General features: G+C 62.5%; 10 protein-coding genes. 4 read left to right on the forward strand and 6 right to left on the reverse strand.

The annotated features are described in order from the left end of the window. Window positions 1-46: 46 nt before the first annotated feature. The 4 genes from ISP19_RS14730 to hrpA form a co-directional block, all read right to left on the reverse strand. Window positions 47-877, reverse strand: coding sequence for an SDR family oxidoreductase (locus tag ISP19_RS14730; RefSeq protein ID WP_204683161.1), 831 nt, complete (start codon window positions 875-877; stop codon window positions 47-49). Beyond that, on the reverse strand, window positions 874-2,589 hold the full coding sequence (locus tag ISP19_RS14735) for a tetratricopeptide repeat protein (RefSeq protein ID WP_204683162.1): 1,716 nt from the start codon (window positions 2,587-2,589) through the stop codon (window positions 874-876). The genes ISP19_RS14730 and ISP19_RS14735 overlap by 4 nt, the downstream gene beginning before the upstream one ends. Before the next feature lie 131 nt (window positions 2,590-2,720). Next, window positions 2,721-4,847: a RelA/SpoT family protein gene (locus tag ISP19_RS14740; protein WP_204683163.1), complete on the reverse strand. Its 2,127-nt coding sequence runs from the start codon at window positions 4,845-4,847 to the stop codon at window positions 2,721-2,723. A gap of 106 nt (window positions 4,848-4,953) precedes the next feature. Further along, entirely contained in the window at window positions 4,954-9,090 is a 4,137-nt protein-coding gene (gene hrpA / locus ISP19_RS14745) for an ATP-dependent RNA helicase HrpA (RefSeq protein ID WP_204683164.1), read from the reverse strand. A 119-nt stretch (window positions 9,091-9,209) separates the two neighbouring features. Here hrpA and ISP19_RS14750 point away from each other — a divergent pair, with 119 nt between their 5' ends. Beyond that, window positions 9,210-9,677, forward strand: coding sequence for a Dps family protein (locus ISP19_RS14750; RefSeq protein ID WP_204683165.1), 468 nt, complete (start codon window positions 9,210-9,212; stop codon window positions 9,675-9,677). A 71-nt stretch (window positions 9,678-9,748) separates the two neighbouring features. Here ISP19_RS14750 and ISP19_RS14755 read toward each other — a convergent pair whose 3' ends face one another. After that, window positions 9,749-12,793: a TonB-dependent receptor plug domain-containing protein gene (locus tag ISP19_RS14755; RefSeq protein ID WP_204683166.1), complete on the reverse strand. Its 3,045-nt coding sequence runs from the start codon at window positions 12,791-12,793 to the stop codon at window positions 9,749-9,751. 116 nt (window positions 12,794-12,909) lie between these two features. Further along, window positions 12,910-13,323, reverse strand: a complete 414-nt coding sequence (locus ISP19_RS14760) for a hypothetical protein (protein ID WP_204683167.1) — start codon at window positions 13,321-13,323, stop codon at window positions 12,910-12,912. A gap of 146 nt (window positions 13,324-13,469) precedes the next feature. Here ISP19_RS14760 and ISP19_RS14765 point away from each other — a divergent pair, with 146 nt between their 5' ends. The 3 genes from ISP19_RS14765 (at window position 13,470) to ISP19_RS14775 (ending at window position 22,102) form a co-directional block, all read left to right on the forward strand. Continuing rightward, entirely contained in the window at window positions 13,470-16,070 is a 2,601-nt protein-coding gene (locus ISP19_RS14765; RefSeq protein ID WP_204683168.1) for a glycosyltransferase, read from the forward strand. 475 nt (window positions 16,071-16,545) lie between these two features. Then, on the forward strand, window positions 16,546-18,309 hold the full coding sequence (locus tag ISP19_RS14770) for an autotransporter assembly complex protein TamA (protein ID WP_204683169.1): 1,764 nt from the start codon (window positions 16,546-16,548) through the stop codon (window positions 18,307-18,309). A gap of 10 nt (window positions 18,310-18,319) precedes the next feature. Beyond that, on the forward strand, window positions 18,320-22,102 hold the full coding sequence (locus ISP19_RS14775) for a translocation/assembly module TamB domain-containing protein (RefSeq protein WP_284384685.1): 3,783 nt from the start codon (window positions 18,320-18,322) through the stop codon (window positions 22,100-22,102). Window positions 22,103-22,326 lie beyond the last annotated feature (224 nt).

The raw sequence follows: 22,326 nt of genomic DNA on the forward strand, positions 1-22,326 counted from the left end.
GCTGCGGCGCTCGGCATGGCTTGAACCATGCGCTGTGCCGGGTTACTCAGCCCCAGCAATCCGCATCCGGCCGGAACGGGCGCGGGTTGATACCCAGCAACCGGATCACCTGCGCATTGTCGGCCACCAGATCCGCCTCCAGCCGGCTTAGCGGCCCGCGCAGCCGTCCCACGCCATGCCGCGCCAGGCGCAAGGCCCAGGCCGGAATCGGTACCGGCAAGGTATCGACCGGAAGACTGCGCCGCACCCGCGCGAACATCTCCGCCGCCGGCAGACGCTCACCTCCGCCAATCGGCAGGATCTTCATCGCTGACGCCGCGTTATCCAAGGCCGCAAGGGCCGCAAACGCCAGATCCTGGGCATGCACCGGCTGACGCATGCCGCGTCCTGCCGGCAGTGGAAACACGCGCGTGCGCATCGCGCGGCGGGCAATCGGTGTCAGGCTTTTGTCCAGCCCCGCGCCATACACCAGCGTGGGGCGCAGCACGGTCCACTCGCTGCCATGCCGCTCGCACGCTGCGGCCAATGCCTCTTCCCCGCGGCGCAACGTCTGGGACATTTCACGTTCGGCGGGCACCTCCGAATCGCGCTTGGTTTCCGCGCTCATCGAACTGGTGGCGATCACGCGCGGCGCATGCGGCAGTGCCACGCTGCCCAGCCAATCGGCAAAGGGTTGCAGCGGACCGAAACTGAAAATCGCCGAGAGACCATCGACCGCCGGCACCTTGCCTGGAAGCTGTCCGGTCAGCCAGCTGACCCCAGGCATCGCCGAACGCGGCGAACGGCTCAAGGCGAACACCGGTTCATCGCGCGCGGCCAGCAGCGGCAACAGGTAATGCCCGATCTGACTGCTAGCGCCAAAGACCAGTACGGTCATCGACCGCCCTGCATGCGTTCGGTGAGTTGCTGCACACGCTGATCGTTCGGCGCCAGATTGCGTCCCTGCTCCAGCGACATGGCGGCGTTGTAGCGATCGCCGCTGTCGAGTTGCTGCTCGGCCTGATCCAGCCAGGCGTCGACCAGTCGCTGCCGCGTCGGCAACAGCCCGGCATCACCCGGTGAAAGATTGCTCAACGCGTCATACAGATGGCTGGCCTTGTTGAGATTGCCCGCGCTCAACGCCTGATTGAACTGCTGCTGCACCATGCCGGGCAGCTGCTGCAAACCATTGATCGCCGCCTGGTTGTTACCGTCGATGGCCAGCGCGCCGCGATACAGGTCATAGGCGCAATCGCCCGGCGGCGACATGATGTCGCCACGCTGCGCGGCCACACCCGCACGCTGCACCATGTTCGCCACTTGCGTTTGCTGCTGCGACGTCAACGTAGCGGTTGGCAGGGGCGCGTTGTCGTCATTTTGATTAGCCGCCGCGGCAACGCCCGGCGTAGCAGGTTGCCCCAGGCGCGCACGCGCGGCGACCAGATCCGCCGAGCCCGGCGCCAGGCTTGCCGCCTGATCAAGCAATCGCCGTGCATGATCGGTATCGCCACTGTCGATGGCGGCATTGGCCTGCACGATCAGCGCCTCGGCGACCTGCCCAAGCCCGGCCTTGGCCTCCGCATTATTCGGATCCAAGGCCAACGCCGCCTTGAAATGCGCCAGCGCGGTGTCATCGCCATCACCAACAACACGGCCGGCACGCAGTGCATCGTTGCCCTGGTTGATTGCATCCGTCAGTGTCGTGCCGGCCTGTGCCTGCAAAGTGGAGAGTGCAGCACGCAGGGTCGGCAGTTGCGCATAGTTAGGCAGCAAGACAGCCAGACGATCGATGCCCGTGGATGCGGTTGCCGCATCATTCGCATCCAGCGCCTTCTGGATCTGCGTGGCCATGGCATCGCCAACCTGATCCATGCCGTGACGAGCCACCGCATTGTCAGGATCAGCCGCCAGCACGCGCTGATACAACGCAGCTGCGCCATCGGGACCATCCAGCTTGCCGTCGGTCAATGCCTGCTGCGCCTGGGTGATCAGCGTGCCGGTTTGTCCGGTTGCCACCTGCGCCTTGGCAATCTGCTGGGTCAGGCGATCCACATCGCTGCCGCCGCCAAGCAGTTCGCGTGCATTGGTCAACGCCTGTTGCGCCTGATCCAGGTTGCCGGCCTGCAAGGCGGCATCCGCACGCGCGATTTCCGCGCGGCCTACATCGTTGAGACCCTGGCGCGCAGCGTCGTTGTCCGGCTCCAAGGCACGCGCTGCTTCAAACAATTCGCGTGCGCTGGAGCCATCGGTACCATCCAGATGCCCCTGCTGCAAGGCGATCTGCGCGCGATGCAACACATCGTCAAAGTCGGTGCGCGGCACCAGACCGCGCAAACGGCTCTGGTTGAACCACAGTCCCACGATGACAAGCAGCAGCACCGCAATCGCCACCGGCATCAGCCAGCCGCTGCGTTTCTTGTTCCTGTTGTTCTTGTTGTTCTTCTGCTTGCCCGAAGACGTGCCGCGGCGATAGCCCGGCTCCACCTTCATACGGGGCAGACCATCGTCCGGCTCGGCGGGCGGGCGCGGCTTGTCCAGGTGATCCAGATCACCCAGTTTCGGTTCGGTACGGCCGTTATTAGGGTCGTGCGGGTCGCGGGTTCCGCTCATGGCTCAAGACATGGTGGTTAACGGGGGCAGCTTAACATTGCACCCCAAGCCCGCGCTGGAAGCAGGATGTTACGTTCAACTGGCGGCAGGGGGTTCGAAGAGACGGGCCCACCCTGGCGGCCACTCCCCAATCAGCCTGCCCCCACGCGCCGCGCCTCCACCACATTCGGCACCGCCGCCAGGCGATCCAGCAAGGCCGATAGCTGCTCGAAATCACTGACCCGCAGGGTGTAACGCATTTCCACCTCGCCGGTCCGTGCAAATAGACGGCTGGACGAAGCGATGATGCCGATGCTGGCATTGCTGATGACACCTACCACATCCTTCTGCAGTCCCTTGCGGTCGTAACCGTTGAGCTGGATGGTCACCTCATAAGCCTGCGCGGCAGCACGCCCCCAACTCACTTCGATCACCCGGTCCGGATCGCGTCGGGCCAGCCTGGCGAGACTGGCGCAGTTCGCGCGATGCACGGACACGCCACGGGTACGGGTGATAAAACCGCGTACCGGATCGCCCGGCAGCGGTTGGCAGCAACGGGCCAGCACGGTCAGCAGGTTGCCGACGCCTTCGATGCTGATCGCACTGTGGTCGAATACGGTCGGCCGCGCCGTGACCGGTGCGCTGGGTGGCGGTTCGGGCGGTTGCTGGGATTCCTGCAGGACACGCGCCACCTGCCCCGTGCTGATTTCTCCCAGGGCGAGCGCGATCAGCAATTCATCCAGTGTCTGCAGATGGAACAGTGCGGGCAGCTTCGCCACGTCGGCATCGGGAATCGCCAGACGCTTGAGTTCGCGCTCGAACAAGGCGCGACCGGCCGCGAGATTTGCCTCATGCGCACTGCGCCGGAACCAGGCCCGTACCTTGTCGCGTGCACGGCTGGTATTGAGATAACCGTGGTGCACGGAAAGCCAGTCACGACTCGGCTCGGCGAGCTTGGCGGTAAGAATTTCCACCCGGTCGCCGCTGTGCGGCTGATGGGTCAGCGGCACGATGCGTCCGTTGACCTTGGCGCCACGGCAGCGATGCCCCACTTCGGTATGCACGTGATAGGCGAAATCCAGCACGGTGGCGCCATGCGGCAGATCCACCACTTCGCCCTTGGGCGTGAGCACGTAGACGCGATCTTCCAGCAGCTCGGTCTGCAGATCCGCGGCCAGTTCGCCATCGTCATTGCGCGGTTCGAGCAGCTTGCGCATCCAGGCAATCTTCGCCTCGAAATCCGCATCGCCGTGACCGCCCTCCTTGTAACGCCAGTGCGCAGCCACACCCAACTCGTTGGCGCGATGCATGTCATGCGTGCGGATCTGCACTTCCAGCGTTTTGCTATGCGGACCGATCACCGCCGTGTGCAGCGAGCGATAGCCATTGCTTTTGGGACGCGCAACGTAATCGTCGAACTCGCCCGGCAGATGCGGCCACAGCGCATGCACAATGCCTAGCGCGGCGTAGCAGTCGCCGACGCTATCGACCAGCACGCGCACGGCGCGGATATCGTAGAGATCGGAAAACTCCAGCGCCTTGCGCTGCATCTTCTTCCAGATCGAGTAGATGTGCTTCGGGCGGCCGGCCAGATCGGCGCGGATATCCGCCGCGTGCAGGGCATCACCCAGCTCGCCCAAGGCTTCCTGGATAAAGGTCTCGCGATCACCGCGACGTTCATCCAGCAGCTTGGCGATACGGCGATAGGTATCCGGTTGCAGATAGCGGAAAGCCAGGTCTTCCAGCTCCCACTTCAATTGCCAGATACCCAGGCGATTGGCCAGCGGCGAATGGATATCGCGGGTAAGCCGCGCCAGTTCCTGGCGCTCACTTTCCGGCAGCGTGCTGGCCGCACGCATGCGCGCCAGTTGCCGCGCCAGCAGGATGAACACCACGCGCAAATCGCGGATGATCGCCAGCAACAGGCGGCGCAGCCCTTCGGAACCGCCTTCGGGCGGACGCTGCGCATGCAGGGCCCACACCCGTTCCGCCGCCACCTGACCGGCGACCAGCCGCTGCAATTCTTCCGGCAACGCCGCCGCGCGCTGTTCCCACACCAGCGGATGAATGCGTGCGATTTCAAACCACAAGGCCGCCGCCTGGGTATGCGCATCGCAGCCCAGCATGGCGAGCAGATCGAGCACGTCCCCGCACTCGCGTTCGTTCACCCCGTTCTGGGCGCAGATAGCGAGCGCATCGGCCAGCACCACGGGCAGTGCGCCAGCCCGTGACTGCCACCCCGCCAGATGTCCCGCAGCAGTGGTCGTGGCGTGAACCATTGGTGCAGCGATCCCCGTGTGTCGCGTCAGCATGCGCCGCGCAAGAATACCGCAACATCAGCTCCCTCTCCCCTCTGGGGCACGCGGGGAGAGGGAGCAAAGCAGGCTAGGTGCGTTTGATCAGCTCCAGCGCCTTCGCCAGCCGCTTGGCCGAAACCGGATCCGGCGTCTTCAGCTCCTGCGCGAACAGCGATACGCGCCACTCTTCGATCAACCAGCGCAATTCATCCAGCCCTGCGTCGCCCGCCGCGCGGTGGTTGAGGTATTCCCGCCAGTACGGCAACACCTGCAGCATGCGTTGCTGGTCTTTGGTCGGATCCTGGCGCAAGCGTTCGGCGCGCAGGCGCATGGCCTTCAGATAACGCGGAAAATGCGTCAGCCGCGCAGTGGGGAGTTCCCGCAAGAATCCCGGAGCAAGCAGGGCTTCAAGCTGTTCGCCGAGATCATCGTAACTGGCGCGGGCGAAACCGATCAGTGGCGGTTGCAGCCATGGCTTGAGATCCGCCTGTGCCTCGATGATCGGCTCGGCCAGTTTCAGCCGCTCCACCGCAGCCGCGAACAAATCACGCGCGGCATGCGTGCGCAGCGCCTCGAAGGTGGCGGCGCTGCGTACGTTCAGATCCTGCGTGGCGAGCCAGTCGACGAATCCGCCTTCGACCAGGTCTTCGCGCAAACCATCCACGCTGCCAAGCGGTGCGTATTTCAGCGACATGGCATTGGCGATCGGCAAACGGCGGCGCGCCTGTTTCAATTCGCTCGACAAGGCATGCCGCAGCAGACGCTCCACCCCCTTCAGGTGTGCGGCTTTCGCTTCGTCGCGGCGCTCGAACACCCGCAAGGCGACGGCATCGCCGAGATCGACCAAGGCGGGGAAAGCCAGCAGGCCTCCTTCCGAACGCACCTGTTCGGGAATCTCCTCGAAATCCCAACGCGTAACGTCTTCGCGCGTCAACTCGATATCGGTCTTGCGTGAGAAAGCTTCGCGCGCCTGTCCTTCCCATTGCCCGCGCAACACCGACAAATCGCGCCCGGTCGCCAGCGTGCGCCCCTTCTCGTCATGCAGGCGATAACGCATGGCGAAATGCGGCGCGAGTGCCACCGGTGCAAAATCGGCGGCATCGATCTCCACGCCGGTGGTACGGCGCAGGAAAGTGGCCAGCGCCTTAGCGAGCGGCTCGTCCCGTGGCGCTTCGGCTTCGACAAAAGCGCGAGCGAAATCCGGTGCAGGCACAAAGTTGCGCCGCAGCGCCTTGGGCAAGCCGCGAATCAGTTCCGCCACCTTTTCGCCGAGCAGCCCAGGCACCAGCCATTCACAACGCGCAGCGGGCAGCGCGTTGAGCATCGCCAACGGAAGATGCAGCGTGACACCGTCGGCATCGTCGCCTGGTACGAAGCGATATTCCAGACGATAACGCTGGGGCTGGAGGTCCAGCGACGCAGGAAACGCCCTTGGATCAAGCCCTGCCCCACCCACCATCACATCATCGATGGACCAGCGCAGCGCTGCCTGCTCAGCGGGACGTGCATTGCGATACCAGGCATCCAGCGCACGGCTGCTGGCGATGTCTTCCGGCAACTTGCCACGGAAGAAATCGACCAGTTCGTCTTCGTGCCGAATCAGACCCTCACGACGCTGACGCGCTTCGATACCTTGCGCATCTTCCAGCACGCGCTGGTTGGCGCGTACAAAATCGGCACGCGCATCGATGTCGCCACGCGCAAGTGCTTCGCGCAGGAAAATCTCATGTGCAAGCGCCGGGTCCTGCTTCTGGAACGTCACCGGCCGGCGCTCGACCAGCACCAGCCCAAACAGGCTCACCTGCTCATACGCCACCACCGTGCCGCGCTTGCGCGACCAATGCGCGTCACGACAGGTGCTGCGCAACAGATGCGCAGCCTGCTGTTCGATCCACAGCGGTTCGATGCGCGCACACATCATGCCCCACACACGGCCACCGATATCCAGGATCTGCGCGGCGAACATCCAGTTCGGTGGCGTCTTGGCCAGCGCGGAGCCCGGAAACACCTGGAAACGACGTTCGCGCGTGCCGCGGTAAATGCCTTTTTCGTCCTTGTGGCCGACTTGTGTGGGCAGGCCGGCGAGCAGGCTGCGGTGTATGGATTCGTAAGTGCGGTCCGCTTCGGATTCGCTCCCCGAAGCGACATCCGCTTTTCCCCCTCTCCCCTCCGGGGAGCCACCTTCTTTTCTCCCTCTCCCCTCCGGGGAGAGGGTGGGGGTGAGGGGCTGGGGCTTGCCAGATCGCCTGCTCGCAGCCTCAGCATTCACAGCTTTTGCTTTCGCACCAGCAACTCCTCGCGAGGTTGCCCCCTCACCCCCACCCTCTCCCCGAAGGGGAGAGGGAGTAGTTACGGCAAGGTGGGACGTAAAGCGCCATCCCAACTCCTGCACCACCAGCAACAACTGCCGATGCAACTCCCGCCATTCGCGCATGCGCAGAAAACTAAGAAAATGCCGCGAGCACCAGTCCCGCAATTTCGACTGCGTCAGCTCCTCGTGCGCGCTGTCGTACTCACGCCACAGATTCAGCACACCGATCAGATCGGACTTCGGATCGGCAAACGCAGCATGCGCCTGATCAGCCTGCTGCCGCGCATCGGCCGGACGCTCGCGCGGATCCTGGATGCTGAGAAAAGACACCACCACCAGCAACTCGCGCAGACTGCCCAGCTTCTCAGCTTCGACCAGCATGCGCGCCAGTTGCACGTCGATCGGCAGACGCGCCAGCATGCGGCCAATCGCGGTGAGCTGACGCCGCTCGTCAATCGCGCCGATTTCCAGCAGCCGGCGATGGCCATCCGCCACCACGCGCGGATCGGGCGATTCGAGGAACGGGAATTCATCCACCTCGCCCAATTGCAGCGACAACATGCGCAGGATGACGTTGGCGAGCGAGGAACGCAGCAGCTCCGGATCGGTATACGCCGAACGCGACGCGTAGTCGGCTTCGTCATAAAGCCGATAGCAGATGCCAGGACCGACACGGCCACAACGACCTTTGCGCTGATCCGCCGCCGCCTGCGATACCGGCTCCACGTGCAAGCGCTCAAGCTGGCTGCGCTGGCTATAGCGCTTTACGCGTGCCGTGCCGGTGTCGATCACGTAACGGATGCGCGGCACGGTCAGCGAGGTTTCCGCCACGTTGGTGGCGAGCACCACGCGACGTTTGGTACCGGGCTTGAAGACACGATCCTGATCGCTCGCCGACAGGCGCGCATACAGCGGCAGGATTTCCGTTTCGCGATATTGCCGGCGCGAGAGCAGCAAGTGCGCATCGCGGATCTCGCGCTCGCCCAGCATGAACACCAGCACGTCGCCGCGTGGATCGTCATGCGTGATCTCATCCAGCACGGCCGCGACATGCTCGGCGCTGCCCTGTTGCATATCGCCGCTGCGCTGATTGCGGCGGGCTGATACCTCATCCGGCGAACGCCAGCGCAGCTCGACCGGATAGGCGCGGCCTTCCACCGACACCACCGGCGCGTTGCCGAAATGCTCGGCAAAACGCGCCGTGTCGATGGTGGCGGAGGTGACGATGATCTTCAGCTCCGGCCGCTTCACCGCCAGCCGCTTGAGATAACCGAGCAGGAAGTCGATGTTGAGGCTGCGCTCGTGCGCTTCGTCGATGATGAGCGTGTCGTAGGCGGACAACCACGGATCGCCCTGCGTCTCGGCCAGCAGGATGCCGTCGGTCATGAACTTGACCAGGCTTTGTTCGGTGACCTGATCGGTAAAGCGCACCTGGAAACCGACCTTGTCGCCCAACTGTGTGCCCAACTCTTCCGCCACGCGGCGCGCGACCGAGCGGGCCGCCAGCCGGCGCGGCTGGGTACAGCCGATCAACCCGGCCTCGCCGCGCCCGGCGGCCAGGCAAAGCTTGGGCAACTGGGTGGTCTTGCCGGAACCGGTTTCGCCCGCGATCACCACGACCTGGTGCTCGCGGATCAGCTTGATGATCTCCTCGGCACGCGCGGTGATCGGCAGTGATTCGTCCAGCCGGATCGGCGGCTTGCTGTGCGCACGGCGCTGCCTGCGCTGGGCGGAGGCAGCGATATCGGCGGCCAGCGACTCCAGCTTTTTCGCCTCCGGACGCCGCGACAGGCCGCGCCAGCGGCCCAGCAGGCGGCCGAAATCGCGGCTGCAAACGCCATCCAGCGATTGGCGCAGCGCACGCAGGGAGGTTTCCGGGGCATCCGGGGCGGGGGTGGGCTTCATATCATTCATGCAGCCCCACATGATAACTCGTGACTATCGAGCGTAGCCGCACGACACATTTCCCCGGCACCGGCAGGTCGCTAAGCTCGAGGAGTCCATACACGACCCTCTGCAAAAAGGAACGCATCATGGCCACCAGCATCGGCATTGCCAAGAAAGACCGCGAAGCCATTGCCAGGCAGCTTTCCAAGCTGCTCGCCGATACCTACTCGCTGTACCTGAAAACCCACAGTTTCCACTGGAACGTCACCGGCCCGCATTTCAACAGCCTGCACACCATGTTCGAGACGCAGTACAACGAACTATGGCTGGCGGCGGATGAAGTCGCCGAGCGCATCCGCACGCTGGACGTGTTCGCCCCGGGTTCCTACAGCCAGTTCGGCAAACTCACCTCGATCAAGGAAGAATCCGGTGTACCGGATTGGAAGGAGATGGTGACCCAGCTCGTCACCGGCCATGAAATCGCTGCGACCACCGCGCGCGCAGCGATCAAGGCGGCCGACGGCGCCGGCGACGAAGGAACGGCCGATATGTTGACCGGCCGCCTGAAAGCGCACGAAAAGACCGCCTGGATGCTGCGGTCGCTGTTGATGTAACGCTCTTTGACGCAAGCGAGCCTTACCGCGCCCTCTCCTGCAAACAGGAAAGGGCGCGGCCGCGGCAACGGTCAGAACTTCTGGGTGTAGCGCACGTAGACGAACCGCCCGTAGTCATACGACGGGTTGTAGGCGTACGACGTGTCGGCCTCAATCGGGCCGCCCGAGGTAAAGCCGCCGTAGAAGTACGGCGCTACGCGATTGAAAATATTGTCGGCGCCCAGCGCGATGGTGCCGTTCCAGGGCGTATTCCAATACACCTGCACATCATTGAACGTCACCGACGCAATCTGCGTCATCGGCACAATGCCTACGCCTGGCTGATAGTAATTCGGCAAGGTGCATGGAAAGGCCGAATACTGTTCGTTGTAACAAGGATCTTTCAGCGGCGAGTAGTAACGCAGCGTCCACTGCGCACCGTATTCCTTGTATTGCCAGCCGATGGTGAAATTGGAGCGTATGCGCCAATACGAGCCGAAGCCGTTGTTATACGAAACGGGCGCGCCGGCGTATTGCTCGGTGTTGTTGCGCGTGTAGTAGGTGGACTTGGAGTCGAGCGTGAACTCGCCGAAGGAGAACTTGGGCAGCTTGTACGACAGATCCACGTCGTAACCGGCCACATCCATCCAGCCCTGGTTCTCTTCCCCGATGAACAGGCTGCTGACCTGGTAGTCGTCCGCCGCGGTGCGCTGGAACAACTGGCAATCGGAGACGATGCCAAGCGCGTAGCAGTTATCGAGCACCTGATTGTCCGAGACAAACGAAATGACGTTGCGCACGATGTAATGGAAATAATCCACCGTGCCGTTGAAGCCGGTCAGGTAGCTGGGACTGTAGACAATACCGAGCTGCACGCTCTTGGAGGTTTCCGGACGGAGCTCGGGATTGCCACCCTGGGTGAACGGCGCATACACCGGATAGCCGCCCGGCGACGTTACCGGACTGCCTGGCGCCGCCTCCTGCATGAAGCCGGTCGGAAATTCGGCACCCAGTCCAGCCGCGTTCAACGCCGCCTGATTCAAACCCGGCTGCCCGCCGATTCCGTTGGCGCAGTTCTTGGCCACGGTCGTGTTGTAGCGAGCCAGACCGTAAGCCACATCGCAGGGATCGTTGTAGAACGGATACGTGGTGGTGACACCGCCGTAAAGATCGCCCACCGTCGGTGCACGGAACCCGGTGCCATAGCTGGCGCGAACCATCAGGTCGTTGATCGGTTTCCAGGTCAGCTTGTATTGACTCTTGTTCGTGCCGCCGAAGTTGCTGTAATGCGAAAAGCGATCGGCAACGTCCAGGCTCAAGGATTGCGCGAATGGCAGATCCTTGAGCAGCGGCGCATTCAACTCGAGCCAGGTTTCGGTAACGTTGTATCCGCCAGAAGTAGGCTGGCCGGCGAGGTTGGTGGTCAAGCCCTCTGCGGAAGGAATGTCCGGCGTGTCGTAACCCTGGAGATTACGGTGCGACGCACCCACCGCGAAGCTCAGGTCACCGGCCGGCAGCTCCAGGATGTCGCCGCTGAAATCGAATTGCGGCCCCTTTTCCGAACTGCCGTAATGCTCGTAACCATTGACGTCGATGTAATTGAGCATGGCCGGGGTATAGCGCGATGCGAGCACGTTCAACGGTACGCAGCCGGCAATGACGTTGCCGGGCGTACCGCATTCGACCGTACCGTTTGAGGCCAGGAAGGAAGGACCGAGCGCATTGGAGAGATTCGGCAGCGAGAAATTGCCGGTATCCAGAATGGTGCCTTCATAGCGGGTGTCGTAGTAATAGACATCCCAGTTGAACGAGTGCTCCCCGATAGTGAAGTTACCCTCGAGCCCCAGGCTGAAGCGGAAGTTTTCCACCTTGTTGATGTTCAAGCGCGGAAGTTCCAGCACGTTACGCTGAAACGCCAGCGCAGTCGGCGTCTGGCCCGGCGCATTGGTCGGGTTGTAGTAGCTATCCGGCGACAACTCCATGCCCGTGTATTGCGGGAACTGCTGGGAGAACAGGCCCGAGCTGGTTAGCGGGAAGCCGGCCAACACGGCGGTATTGCCCTGCTGGTTGAAGCTCGCCGTGAAATCCGCGGTCAGGTTGCTGAGGATGTCGTAGTGACCTTGCGAGAACAGGTTCTTCATGTTCGTCGCGCTCTGCAGGGACTGGTACGGATTGATGTTGGCGTAATCGCCCGGATTCGTCACGACGCCGTTGGCATTCGAAATCGGCGTTTGCAACACGTGATAGTCATTGATGTTCTGCGGATTGCCGCCGTTGTTGAGCACGTACCAGTTGTTGTTCAAGAAGAACTGACCTTGCGTACCGTACGGTGCATAGCCATTCAACGGAAAATTGCCGGTCTCGGGGTAGGCGCTGTAAGACCGATCGGCGGCGCTGATCGCATCCTGCTTCTGGTATTGCGCGGCAAGCTCGATCGACCCGCGCGCAAAGGTCTTGCCGAACAGCACACTGTATTGCCCCTGGTTGCCGTCGCCGCCCGGAAGATACTTGCCGTTGTAGGTCTCGATCTCGGCGCCGTTGTAGTTCTGCTTGGTGATGATATTCACCACACCTGCGATCGCATCGGAGCCGTAAATCGCCGAGGCACCATCGGCCAGCACGTCGATGTGATCGACAATCGCGGTCGGAATCGTGTCGAGATTGGTGTAGCCATCGAACGATGTACCCACGCGCTTGCCATCGATCAATACCAAGGTGCGTTGCGTGCCGATATTGCGCAGGTCGACATAGGTGCCGCCGACGTCGGGGCCACCTTCATAGGGATCGGATTTGCTGATATCGGGCGAAGAGGCCGAAGTGAGATTGTTCAACAGCTGACCGACCGTTGCGAAACCCTGGCGCTGAATGTCCTGCGAGGTAATGGTGACCACCGGTTGCGCACTTTCCACATCGACGCTGCGGATCAGCGAACCAGTGACCGTTACGGTTTTCAGGGTCTGCGCTTGTGGTGGATTGCCGGTTTGCGTCGTGGATGTGGACTGCGGTGAGGGTCCGGACGCTTGTGTCGCCGTGCTTGTGGTCGTGGATTGCGCTCGGGCGAGGTGGGTATAGCCCAGCGTTCCCGCGAGCGTGGTGCAAATCACGACGTACAACAGTTTCCGCTGTTGAGCCTTCATGACCTTTCCCCAATTGTCAGTTTCACGCAAGCTTCTCTGTGGCTTGCGCTAATTGCGCCGGACTTCAAAAATCCAGTTGAAGAATCCGGCTCCCTCCCCCTGTTCTGAAGATAGCTTTAGTGCATAGCGACGTGTAGTGCCTGTCTGCGCCAATGTGGCAATGCGATCCAACCACTTTTCATATCCTGCGCACGCGCACATGACATCCACGGCCATCCGCGTGAAACGGCCGCGTAATTGATTACGAAGCGGGCGCGTAATTCATTGCGAATGACGCCCTGCTCAAAGCCATCCTTTTTCGACGTTGATAACCATGCGCGCTCGCGCCGAACAGTCATCGATGCACCCTCAACACGATGACGATCAGCGCGCGACAAAATCGACATGAAACAAAACGAGGGATCGGCGGCACCTCGCCACAGCACGCCGTAGCCGCATCGCTCAATCGGTCGCTGTTGCATCGCCGCCAGGCCATTGACCGCCGCTGGGTGCCGGCAAGCGGCATCCGGGCCACCGCCATCGGGTGCCAAGCCGCCCCGCTCCCGTTCCAACCGCGGACCTGCCCTGACCTCGCGCTGACCGTTCCCACCGCAAATTATTGAGCCGACTACCGTTAATTGGTTAAGCTCCGCGAGCTTCATGTGCCTCGAAAGAGGTCACCTCTACGGGGATTTTCTTGAGCTCGACACCCACCCAACCCAAAACCTGGCCGTCGATTTTCACCGCCATCCTGCTGGCTCTGGTGGTCGCCGCGTTGAACATCGGCCTGTGGTGGTGGGGTAACCTCCCGCGCGGCCCGCAAGACTGGCGCGGTCAGATCAATGGCTTCTCCGTCTCGTTCTTCCAGCGCTACCAGAACCCCTTCAACCAGGATTTCCCCAGCGACGACCAGATCGACAGCGATCTGAAGCTGCTGCGCCGCTATACCGGCCGCATCCGCACCTATTCCACCCTGCTGAACCCGCAGGTCTATCGCCTGGCCCGGCAAGACGGGCTGAAGGTGATGGCCGGTGCCGATATCGACACCCGCCTGGAAAACAACGAAAAGGAAATGGACGCGCTGATCGCGCTGGCGAACCGTTACCCGGACACCATCGAACGCGTGGTGGTCGGCAACGAGGTGTTGTTCCGCAACAACATCCCGGTGGACAAGATGATCGTCTACCTCGACCGGGCCCGTGCGCACATCCGCCAGCCGGTGTCGATCGCCGAACCGGACTACATCTGGCTGAAGTACCCGCAGCTGGCTGAGCATGTGGACTTCATCACCATCCACCTGTTCCCGTTCTGGAACGGTCTGGACCGCAAAGACGCCATCGCCGCCGCCGAGGGTGCCTATGAGCTGGTCCAGCACCGCTTCCCGAACAAGCATGTGGTGGTAGGCGAAATCGGCTGGCCCTCGAACGGCGACCGCCGCGAGCGCGCCTACCCGTCGATCTCCAACGAGGCGATCTTCGACCGTGAATGGCTGATCTACGCCAAGGCCCACAACGTCGACTACTACCTGTTCGAAGCCTTCGACCAGCCCTGGAAGGAAAACCTCGGCGAAGGCCGCACCGGCGCCTACTGGGGCATCTTCAACGCCGACCGCCAGCTCAAGTTCCCGTTCACCGGCCCGGTGACGGAAGACACCGGCTGGCCGTGGAAGGCGCTGGCCGCCAGCCTGCTGGCGATCATCCCGATGATCTGGTTCGGCATCCGCTTCCGGCGCTTCAAGCTGACCGGACGGCTGTTCTTCGACGTGCTGATCCAGCTGGCCTGCGGCCTGATCGTGTGGTCGGTCACCCTGCCCTTCAATTTCTACCTGGACTGGATCGACTGGAGCATGCTGGTGCTGCTGTTCCCCGCCCAGGTAGCGATCCTGGCGATCCTGCTGATCAACGGCTTCGAATTCACCGAGGTGCTGTGGCGGCGCAAGTGGGTTCGCCATGCCGGCATGCTGCCGCCCGATCCGGTCGAGAAACAGCCGTTCGTCTCCATCCACCTGGCCTGCTACAACGAGCCGCCGGAGATGGTGATCGTCACGCTCGATTCGCTGGCCGCGCTGGATTACCAGAACTACGAAGTGCTGGTGATCGACAACAACACCAAGGACCCGGCGATCTGGAAGCCGGTGCAGGAGTACTGCGAGAAGCTCGGCGAACGTTTCCGCTTCTTCCACCTGGAACCGTGGCCGGGCTTCAAGGCCGGCGCGCTGAACTTCGGCCTGAAGGAAACCAACCCGCGCGCCGACGTGGTGGCCGTGATCGACGCCGACTACGAGGTGCGTGCCGACTGGCTTGCCAGCCTTACCGGTTACTTCCATGACCCGAAGGTGGCGGTGGTGCAGTGCCCGCAGGCGCATCGCGACTTCGAACACAACCGCTTCCGCCGCATGACCGCATGGGAGTACGACGGCTTCTTCCGCATCGGCATGCACCACCGCAACGAGCGCAACGCCATCATCCAGCACGGCACCATGACCATGGTGCGCCGCTCCGCACTGGAAGGCACCGGCGGCTGGTCGGAATGGACCATTTGCGAAGACGCAGAGCTCGGCCTGCGCCTGATGCATGCCGGCTACGAGCTGGTCTATGTCGACGAGCTGATGGGCAAGGGTCTCACCCCGGCCGACTTCAAGGCATACAAGAGCCAGCGCTATCGCTGGGCTTTCGGCGCCATGCAGATCCTGAAAGGCCGCTGGAGCTGGATGACCAGGCAAGGCCCGCTCAGCGCCGGCCAGCGCTTCCACTTCCTCACCGGCTGGTTCAGCTGGTTCGCCGATGCCCTGCACCTGATCTTCACCCTGATGGCGATCTTCTGGACCGCCGGCATGGTGGGCCTGCCGCACCTGTTCAGCCTGCCGATGCAGCTGTTCCTGATTCCGGTCATCGGCTTCTTCTTCGCCAAGGCCATCTTCGGCATCGTGCTCTATCGCGCCCGCGTGCCATGCGGCTGGTACGACACCTTGATGGCGTCGGTCGCCAGCATGGGCCTCAGTCATGCCATCGCACGCGGCATCCTGCACGGCCTGACACGCCAGAAAACCTCGTTCGTGGTGACCGCCAAGAGCCGTCGCCTCGGCGGCAGCAACTTCGCCGCCTTTGCGCCGGTGCGCGAAGAAATGCTGATGCTGTGCGCACTCGTGCTGTGCATCATCGGTATGGCCAGAAGCACCGCCTCGCACTTCACCGAAGGACAGCTGTGGATGTTCATCCTGGCTGCACAGGCGATTCCGTATATCTCGGCGCTGGCTGGTGCGTGGATTGCGCATAGGTCGGGCGACAAGGCTGGGTGATTCCGCCGGCGATCTTTCGCAATGACGCGCTTTGCTCCTTCTCCCCTCCGGGGTACGCGGGGAGAGCACATGGATGTGCTCGGCTTTGAGGAGCGAGGAGAAGGCTGGGATGAGGGGACAACCTCGCGCAATTGCACCATTCAAAGCGTGCTTTGATGCAGCTGATCGCAAGAGCGCCCCCTCACCTCGGTCCTCTCCCCGAAGGGGAGAGGAAGCAAAGCAACGTGCGTTGATGGAGTTCATCGCGAGGTTGCCCCCTCACCTCAGTGCTCTCCCCGGAGGGGAGAGAAAGCAAAGCTAGCTTTGATGTAGCCATTCGCAAGATTGGCCCCTCACCTCAATCCTCTCCCCAGAGGGGAGAGGAGGCGAACGCGAGAAGCGCGTTATTAAATTAAGAGCGGCGCGGTGAAGAAGTTCATCTGCGACTGGTTAAGCTGCTACTTGCGATGCCGAGTTGAGGATGGAACCCTAACGCATGCGCCGGATCTGCCGTTGCCTAAGCCTGCTCCCGCTGCTGTTGGTCCCCGCATTGAGCTATGCGGGGGTGCAGCTTGTCGTGGACGGGGTGAACGATCCACTGAAAGCGGCGGTCATCGCCGGTGTCAATCTCTCGCAGTACGCCACGCGCGATGTCAGCGAGGCCCAGGTGCAGCGACTGTATGAGCGCGCCGATGCGCAGGTGGGCGTCGCCTTGCAGCCCTATGGCTACTACGACGCGCACGCCAGCGGCAAACTGGAAAAGACCGACAAAGGCTGGCGCGTCACCTTGCACGTCACGCCCGGCCAGCCGGTCAAGGTGACCTCGGTCGATATCCAGCTCGATCCCGCGGCAGCCAAGCTGGCGCCGGTAAGAACGGCGCGGCGCGGCGTCGAAAAACTCAAAGGGCAACGGTTGGATGATGCGGCATACGAGTCCGCGCGCGATGGCTTGAACGCCGCGCTTACCGCCAACGGTTACCTCGATGCCAAAATGACCGTGCACCGGGTCGAGGTGAATCGTGGCGAGCACAGCGCCGCCGTCCATCTGGCCTGGGACGTCGGCACGCGTTATCGCTACGGGCAGGTTCACTTCGAAGGCTCGCAATTCCAGCCGGGTTTTCTGCAACGCTACGTGCCATTCAAGCCGGGCGATTATTTCAACCAGGACCAGTTGCTGAAATTCCAGCAGGCATTGAACGGCGCCGATTACTTCTCGGCGGTCAACGTCATGCCGCAGCTCGATACGGCCAGGAACGGCATCGTCGATATCGATGTGCAACTCGCGCCGGCCAAGCGCACCATCTATACCAGCGGCTTGTTCGTGGGCACCGACACGGGCTTGGGCATTCGCGGTGGCATCGCCAAGCGGTGGGTCAACCAGTACGGACACAAATGGACGAACGATGTCGTCCTCGCACAACGGCTGAAAACCGTTTCCACCCAATACACGATTCCTTTGCCCGGCGACAACGAACGCAGCCTCAACTTTGGCGCCACGTATCGCGACGCCAATACCATCACCTCGCAATCGCGCACGCTGGAACTGATCGCCAACGAAAGCGAACTCTGGCACGACTGGGTGCGCACCATCGGGCTGCATGCGCTTACCGGCACCTTCGATGTCGGCAAGACGCCGGACGAGCCGGAAAGCACGCCCGGTATCGAACACGGCAGCAGCACGCTGGTCTATGCCGAAGGCTCCTTGACCCGCAAGAAGGCCGACAATCTCGACTTCGTGCGGCGCGGCTGGTCGGTCAACATCGATGTGCGCAGCACCGCGGGCGACCTGCTCTCCTCGGCCCGCTTCAGCGAGATCACGCTGGACGCGCGCTGGATTCGCGCATTCTGGCGCAACAACCGTCTGATCCTGCGCGGCAGCCTGGGCCACGTATGGACCGATAATTTCGACGCCCTGCCGCCGCAACTGCGCTTCTTCGCGGGCGGCGATCAATCCATCCGCGGCTATTCGTTCCAGTCGATCGGCCCGGAAAACAGTTACGGCCGCGTGATCGGCGGCGACAGCCTGGTGATCGCCAGCGCCACGCTGGAGCACTACTTCACGCCCCGCTGGGGTATCGCGACCTTCATCGATGCCGGCAACGCGTTCAACGGCACGAACGTGCAGGCCAAGGTAGGCACCGGTATCGGTGTACGCTGGCGCTCGCCGGTCGGTCTGATTCGCGTCGACGTGGGTACCCCGGTGAATGATGCACAACGTCACGGGGTGGAATTGCACGTAGTGATCGGACCGGATCTGTGAGGGATATGCCGTGAACACCACCCCACAGCCCACGCCTCGTCCCCGCCGCCGTTGGCTGCGCGCCATCGGCCTGGGTGTATTGATCGTCCTGCTGTTGCTTATCGGCAGTATCAGCTGGCTGCTGTGCAGCGGATCGGGTTTGCGCTTTGCCCTTGCGCAAGCGCAAAGCTTCACGCACGGCGCGCTGCAGGTGCAACAGGCGGAGGGCCGCCTTATCGGTCCGCTGGATATCGGCAGCCTGCGCTACAACGACGGCGAAGGCACCGATGTCACCGTAACCCACGCACATCTCGACTGGCGCATCTGGCCACTGATCTATCGACGCCTGCACGTGATCGACCTGCGCGTGGATCGCGTCAACGTAGCCCTGCCCAAACCGCAGCAGACATCGTCATCGTCGAGTGGTTTCTCCATGAAGCCACCGCTGGCATGGGTGCTGGACAAGGTCCATGTCGGCCCGGTCACCATCACCCAGGCCGGCAAGCCCCTGTTTGCCTCCGACCAGCTCGACCTTGCCGGCAGCTGGACCAACCGCGGCATCAGCCTCGATCAGCTGGCCTTGCGTGCGCCGGAGGGTCACGTCGATCTCGATGGCCAGCTTGGTATCGGCCGTCGCTATCGCGGCAAAGGCCGTGCGGAATTCACGTGGAAAATCGACGACACCGAATACGCCGGCAACGTCAACGCGCAAAGCAACGGCCGCAACGCCCGGCTGCAACTTGCGCTGACCGAACCGATGCTGGCGCAACTTGAACTCGATCTGGATCAACGCAGGAACAACGCGTGGACGGCAATGCTCGACCTGCCCGGCTTCGATCCCAAACCCTTGATCGGCAGCAGTTCACTCACGCGCCTCGCCGCGAACCTGCACGGCAGTGGCGATCAGTACGGCGGCAGCATCACCGGCGAGCTGGACCTCAACGACTATCACCTTTCCCTGCAACCGCTGCAGGCCAGCTTCGACAAGGACTTCAAGACACTGACCCTGCAGCAATTGCAGCTCAGCTCGCCGCAGGTGAAGGGACAAGTGCACGCGACGGGAACCATCCATCTGGATGCGCAGCCGGTCAACGCCGATCTGACGATCGCCTGGAAAAACCTGGAACTGCCCGCCGAACTGGTCGGCCAGGTGCTAGTGAGCCAGGGTCAACTCACGGCGAACGGCAGTACCGAGCATTATCACGCGGAAGGCGACGTGAGCATCGGCCCGCCGGACAAACTCGCCAAGCTGGCCTTGAATCTGGATGGCACGCCACAGCAAATCCAGTTGCACACACTCAGCCTGCTACAGCCACAAGGCAACTTCACGGCCAGCGGTTCGCTCACACTGGAACCTGACTTGGCTTGGCAGCTCCAGGCCAACGCCAGCAAGTTCGATCCGGGGCAACTGTTCGCCGGCTGGCAAGGCATGCTGGACGCCGACCTTGGCTCGCAAGGCAAGCTGGTCAAGAACAGCCCGGATGTCACGCTCGATCTGCGCAAGCTCGACGGGCAGTTGCGTCAGCGCAAACTGCACGGCAGCGGCCACCTGCATCTATCTCCCAATGAAGTGCTGGACGGCACGCTGAATCTCACATCCGCCAGCAGCACCATCAAACTGCTCGCCCGCCCCGGCAACAGCAACGATGCCAATGTCACGCTGGCCATCGCCTCGCTGGCCGACTGGCTGCCGCAGACCAGCGGACGTCTGGACGGCCAATTCCGCGTGCGCGGCAAGCTGCCCAAGCTCGCTGTCAATGGAAGCCTGCAAGGCCAGTCACTGGCGTGGGAACAGCAACGCATCAACCAGCTTCAGCTGCAAGCGGACATTCCGGATATCAGCAGCCCGGGCGGCAAGCTGCAGCTGGATGCATCCGGTGCCGAGCTGGGCGGCCTCGCCTTCCGGCAGGTCCGACTGAATGGCCAGGGCACATCCGCGCAACACCAGCTTACGCTCGATGCGCAAGGCGAACCGCTTTCTACAGCATTGACGCTCAGCGGCAGCCTGAAAGGCCAGAACTGGAACGGTACGCTCTCCTCGTTCTCGCTGGACGTGCAAGGCTTGCCGCGCTGGCGCCTGCAACAAGCCACACGCCTTGGCTGGAATAACGGCAGCGCAAGCCTTTCCGAACTTTGCCTCACCGCAGGCGAACCAGAGCTGTGCATCAGCGGCAATTACGACAAGGCCGGCAATCTCGATGCCAGTTATCAGCTGCACGCCGTCCCACTCACCCTGGTGATCGATGCGCTCGGCAACGCCAATATGCCTTTCAGCGCGGAAGGCACACTGGAAGGCAATGGCAAGCTTCGCCGCAATGCCGCGGGCAGCCTCGCCGGCAGTGCATCGATAACGTCACCGAACGGGCGATTCACCTATAACGAGCATCCTGATCAGCCCGCGCTGACCTATAACAACCTGGCCTTGAATGCCACTTTGTCGCCGGGTAATCAGCAAATCAGCGTGCGTGCTGCACTGAATGGCAACGGACGTCTGGACGGCCAGGCGAGCATCACGGGCGCGCAGGAAACACTTGCCGGCCAGATCGGCCTGCACCTGGATAATCTCGCCTTTGTCAACCTGTTTACCGACGCACTGGCCAATGTGAAGGGCCGCCTCGACGGCGACTTCACGCTGGGCGGAACCGTATCGGAACCGGCCGTGACGGGACGGGCCAGCGTCGTCGATTTTGCGGCCGAGGTTCCGGATGCCGGCCTCAAGCTTACCGACGGCAAGCTCAGCGTGAGCGCTGCCGACACACGTGAGCTTCGCATCTACGGCAACGTGACTTCCGGCAAAGGCACACTGGCGATCGACGGCGTTGCCGGACTCAATGCACAGACGCCGACCAGCATCACCCTCAAAGGCAGCAGCCTTACCGTCGTCGACATCCCCGCGGCGAAAGTCGCCATGTCGCCTGACTTGCTGCTTGGCCGCGATGCGCAAGGCATCCACGCCACCGGCTCGGTGCGGTTGGACAACGCCGATGTCAACCTGGACAAATTGCCGGGCAGCGGCGTCAACAAGGCATCACCCGATATCGTGATCGTCGATCAGCCGCAGCAGCCGGCCAACAGCGGATCCACGCCGATCATCGCCTCGATCAAGGTGGATCTTGGATCGCACACCCATCTGGCCGGCAAGGGTCTGGATGGACGCCTGAGTGGCGTGCTCACCGTGGACGAACGCCCGGGGCGCAGCACCACCGGCCAGGGCCAGATCGCCGTCAACGGTACGTACAAAGCCTATGGCCAGAACTTGCAGATCCAACAGGGCTTGCTGCTCTTTGCCAGCACGCCGATCGACAACCCCGGACTGAATATACGCGCGCTGCGCAGTCTTACGCCCAACGCCACGATCAACCAGGGACAGCAAGTCGGCTTGCAGATCACCGGTACGGCGCAACGCCCCGTGCTGACGGTGTTCTCCAATCCGGTCATGGATCAATCCGACGCGCTCTCGTACCTGGTGACCGGCAAGCCGATTTCACAGGTCAAGGGCAGCGAAGGCAGCACGGTGAACGCCGCCGCGCAGGCATTGGGTTCGGCCACCGGCAACCTGCTCGCCAAGAGCATCGGCAGCAAGCTGGGTATCAGCGACATTGGTGTGTCGAGCAGCGATGCACTGAATGGCAACTCCGCATTCACCGTCGGCAAATACCTTTCACCGCGGCTTTACCTCAGCTACGGCATCGGCCTGTTCGAACCAGGGCAGATCATCACGTTGCGTTACATGCTCAGCAAGCGCTGGAACTTCGAGGCGCAGAACGCTACGGACTTCAATCGCGCCAGCGTTAATTATCGCATCGAGAAATGATCTCGCCGGGTGGAGCCGCCTTCTCGGCGGTTATGCGGGCGGGGTGAGCTTGCGTGATCCGAGGTTGTGATTCACGCCGTTGTAGTGATGGGTTGGGTTTGTCTGCCAAAAGCCGTGTGGTTGTTTTTGTGCGGGGATGGATTTTTTGGTTCGCCGGAGATGGCGGTCAACGTAGGTTGGGGTAAGCCTGCGCACCCCAACTTTGCCATCCATGCCATCGCGTC

It is taken from the genome of Dyella flava (assembly GCF_016904955.1).
Classification (GTDB): domain Bacteria; phylum Pseudomonadota; class Gammaproteobacteria; order Xanthomonadales; family Rhodanobacteraceae; genus Dyella_B; species Dyella_B flava.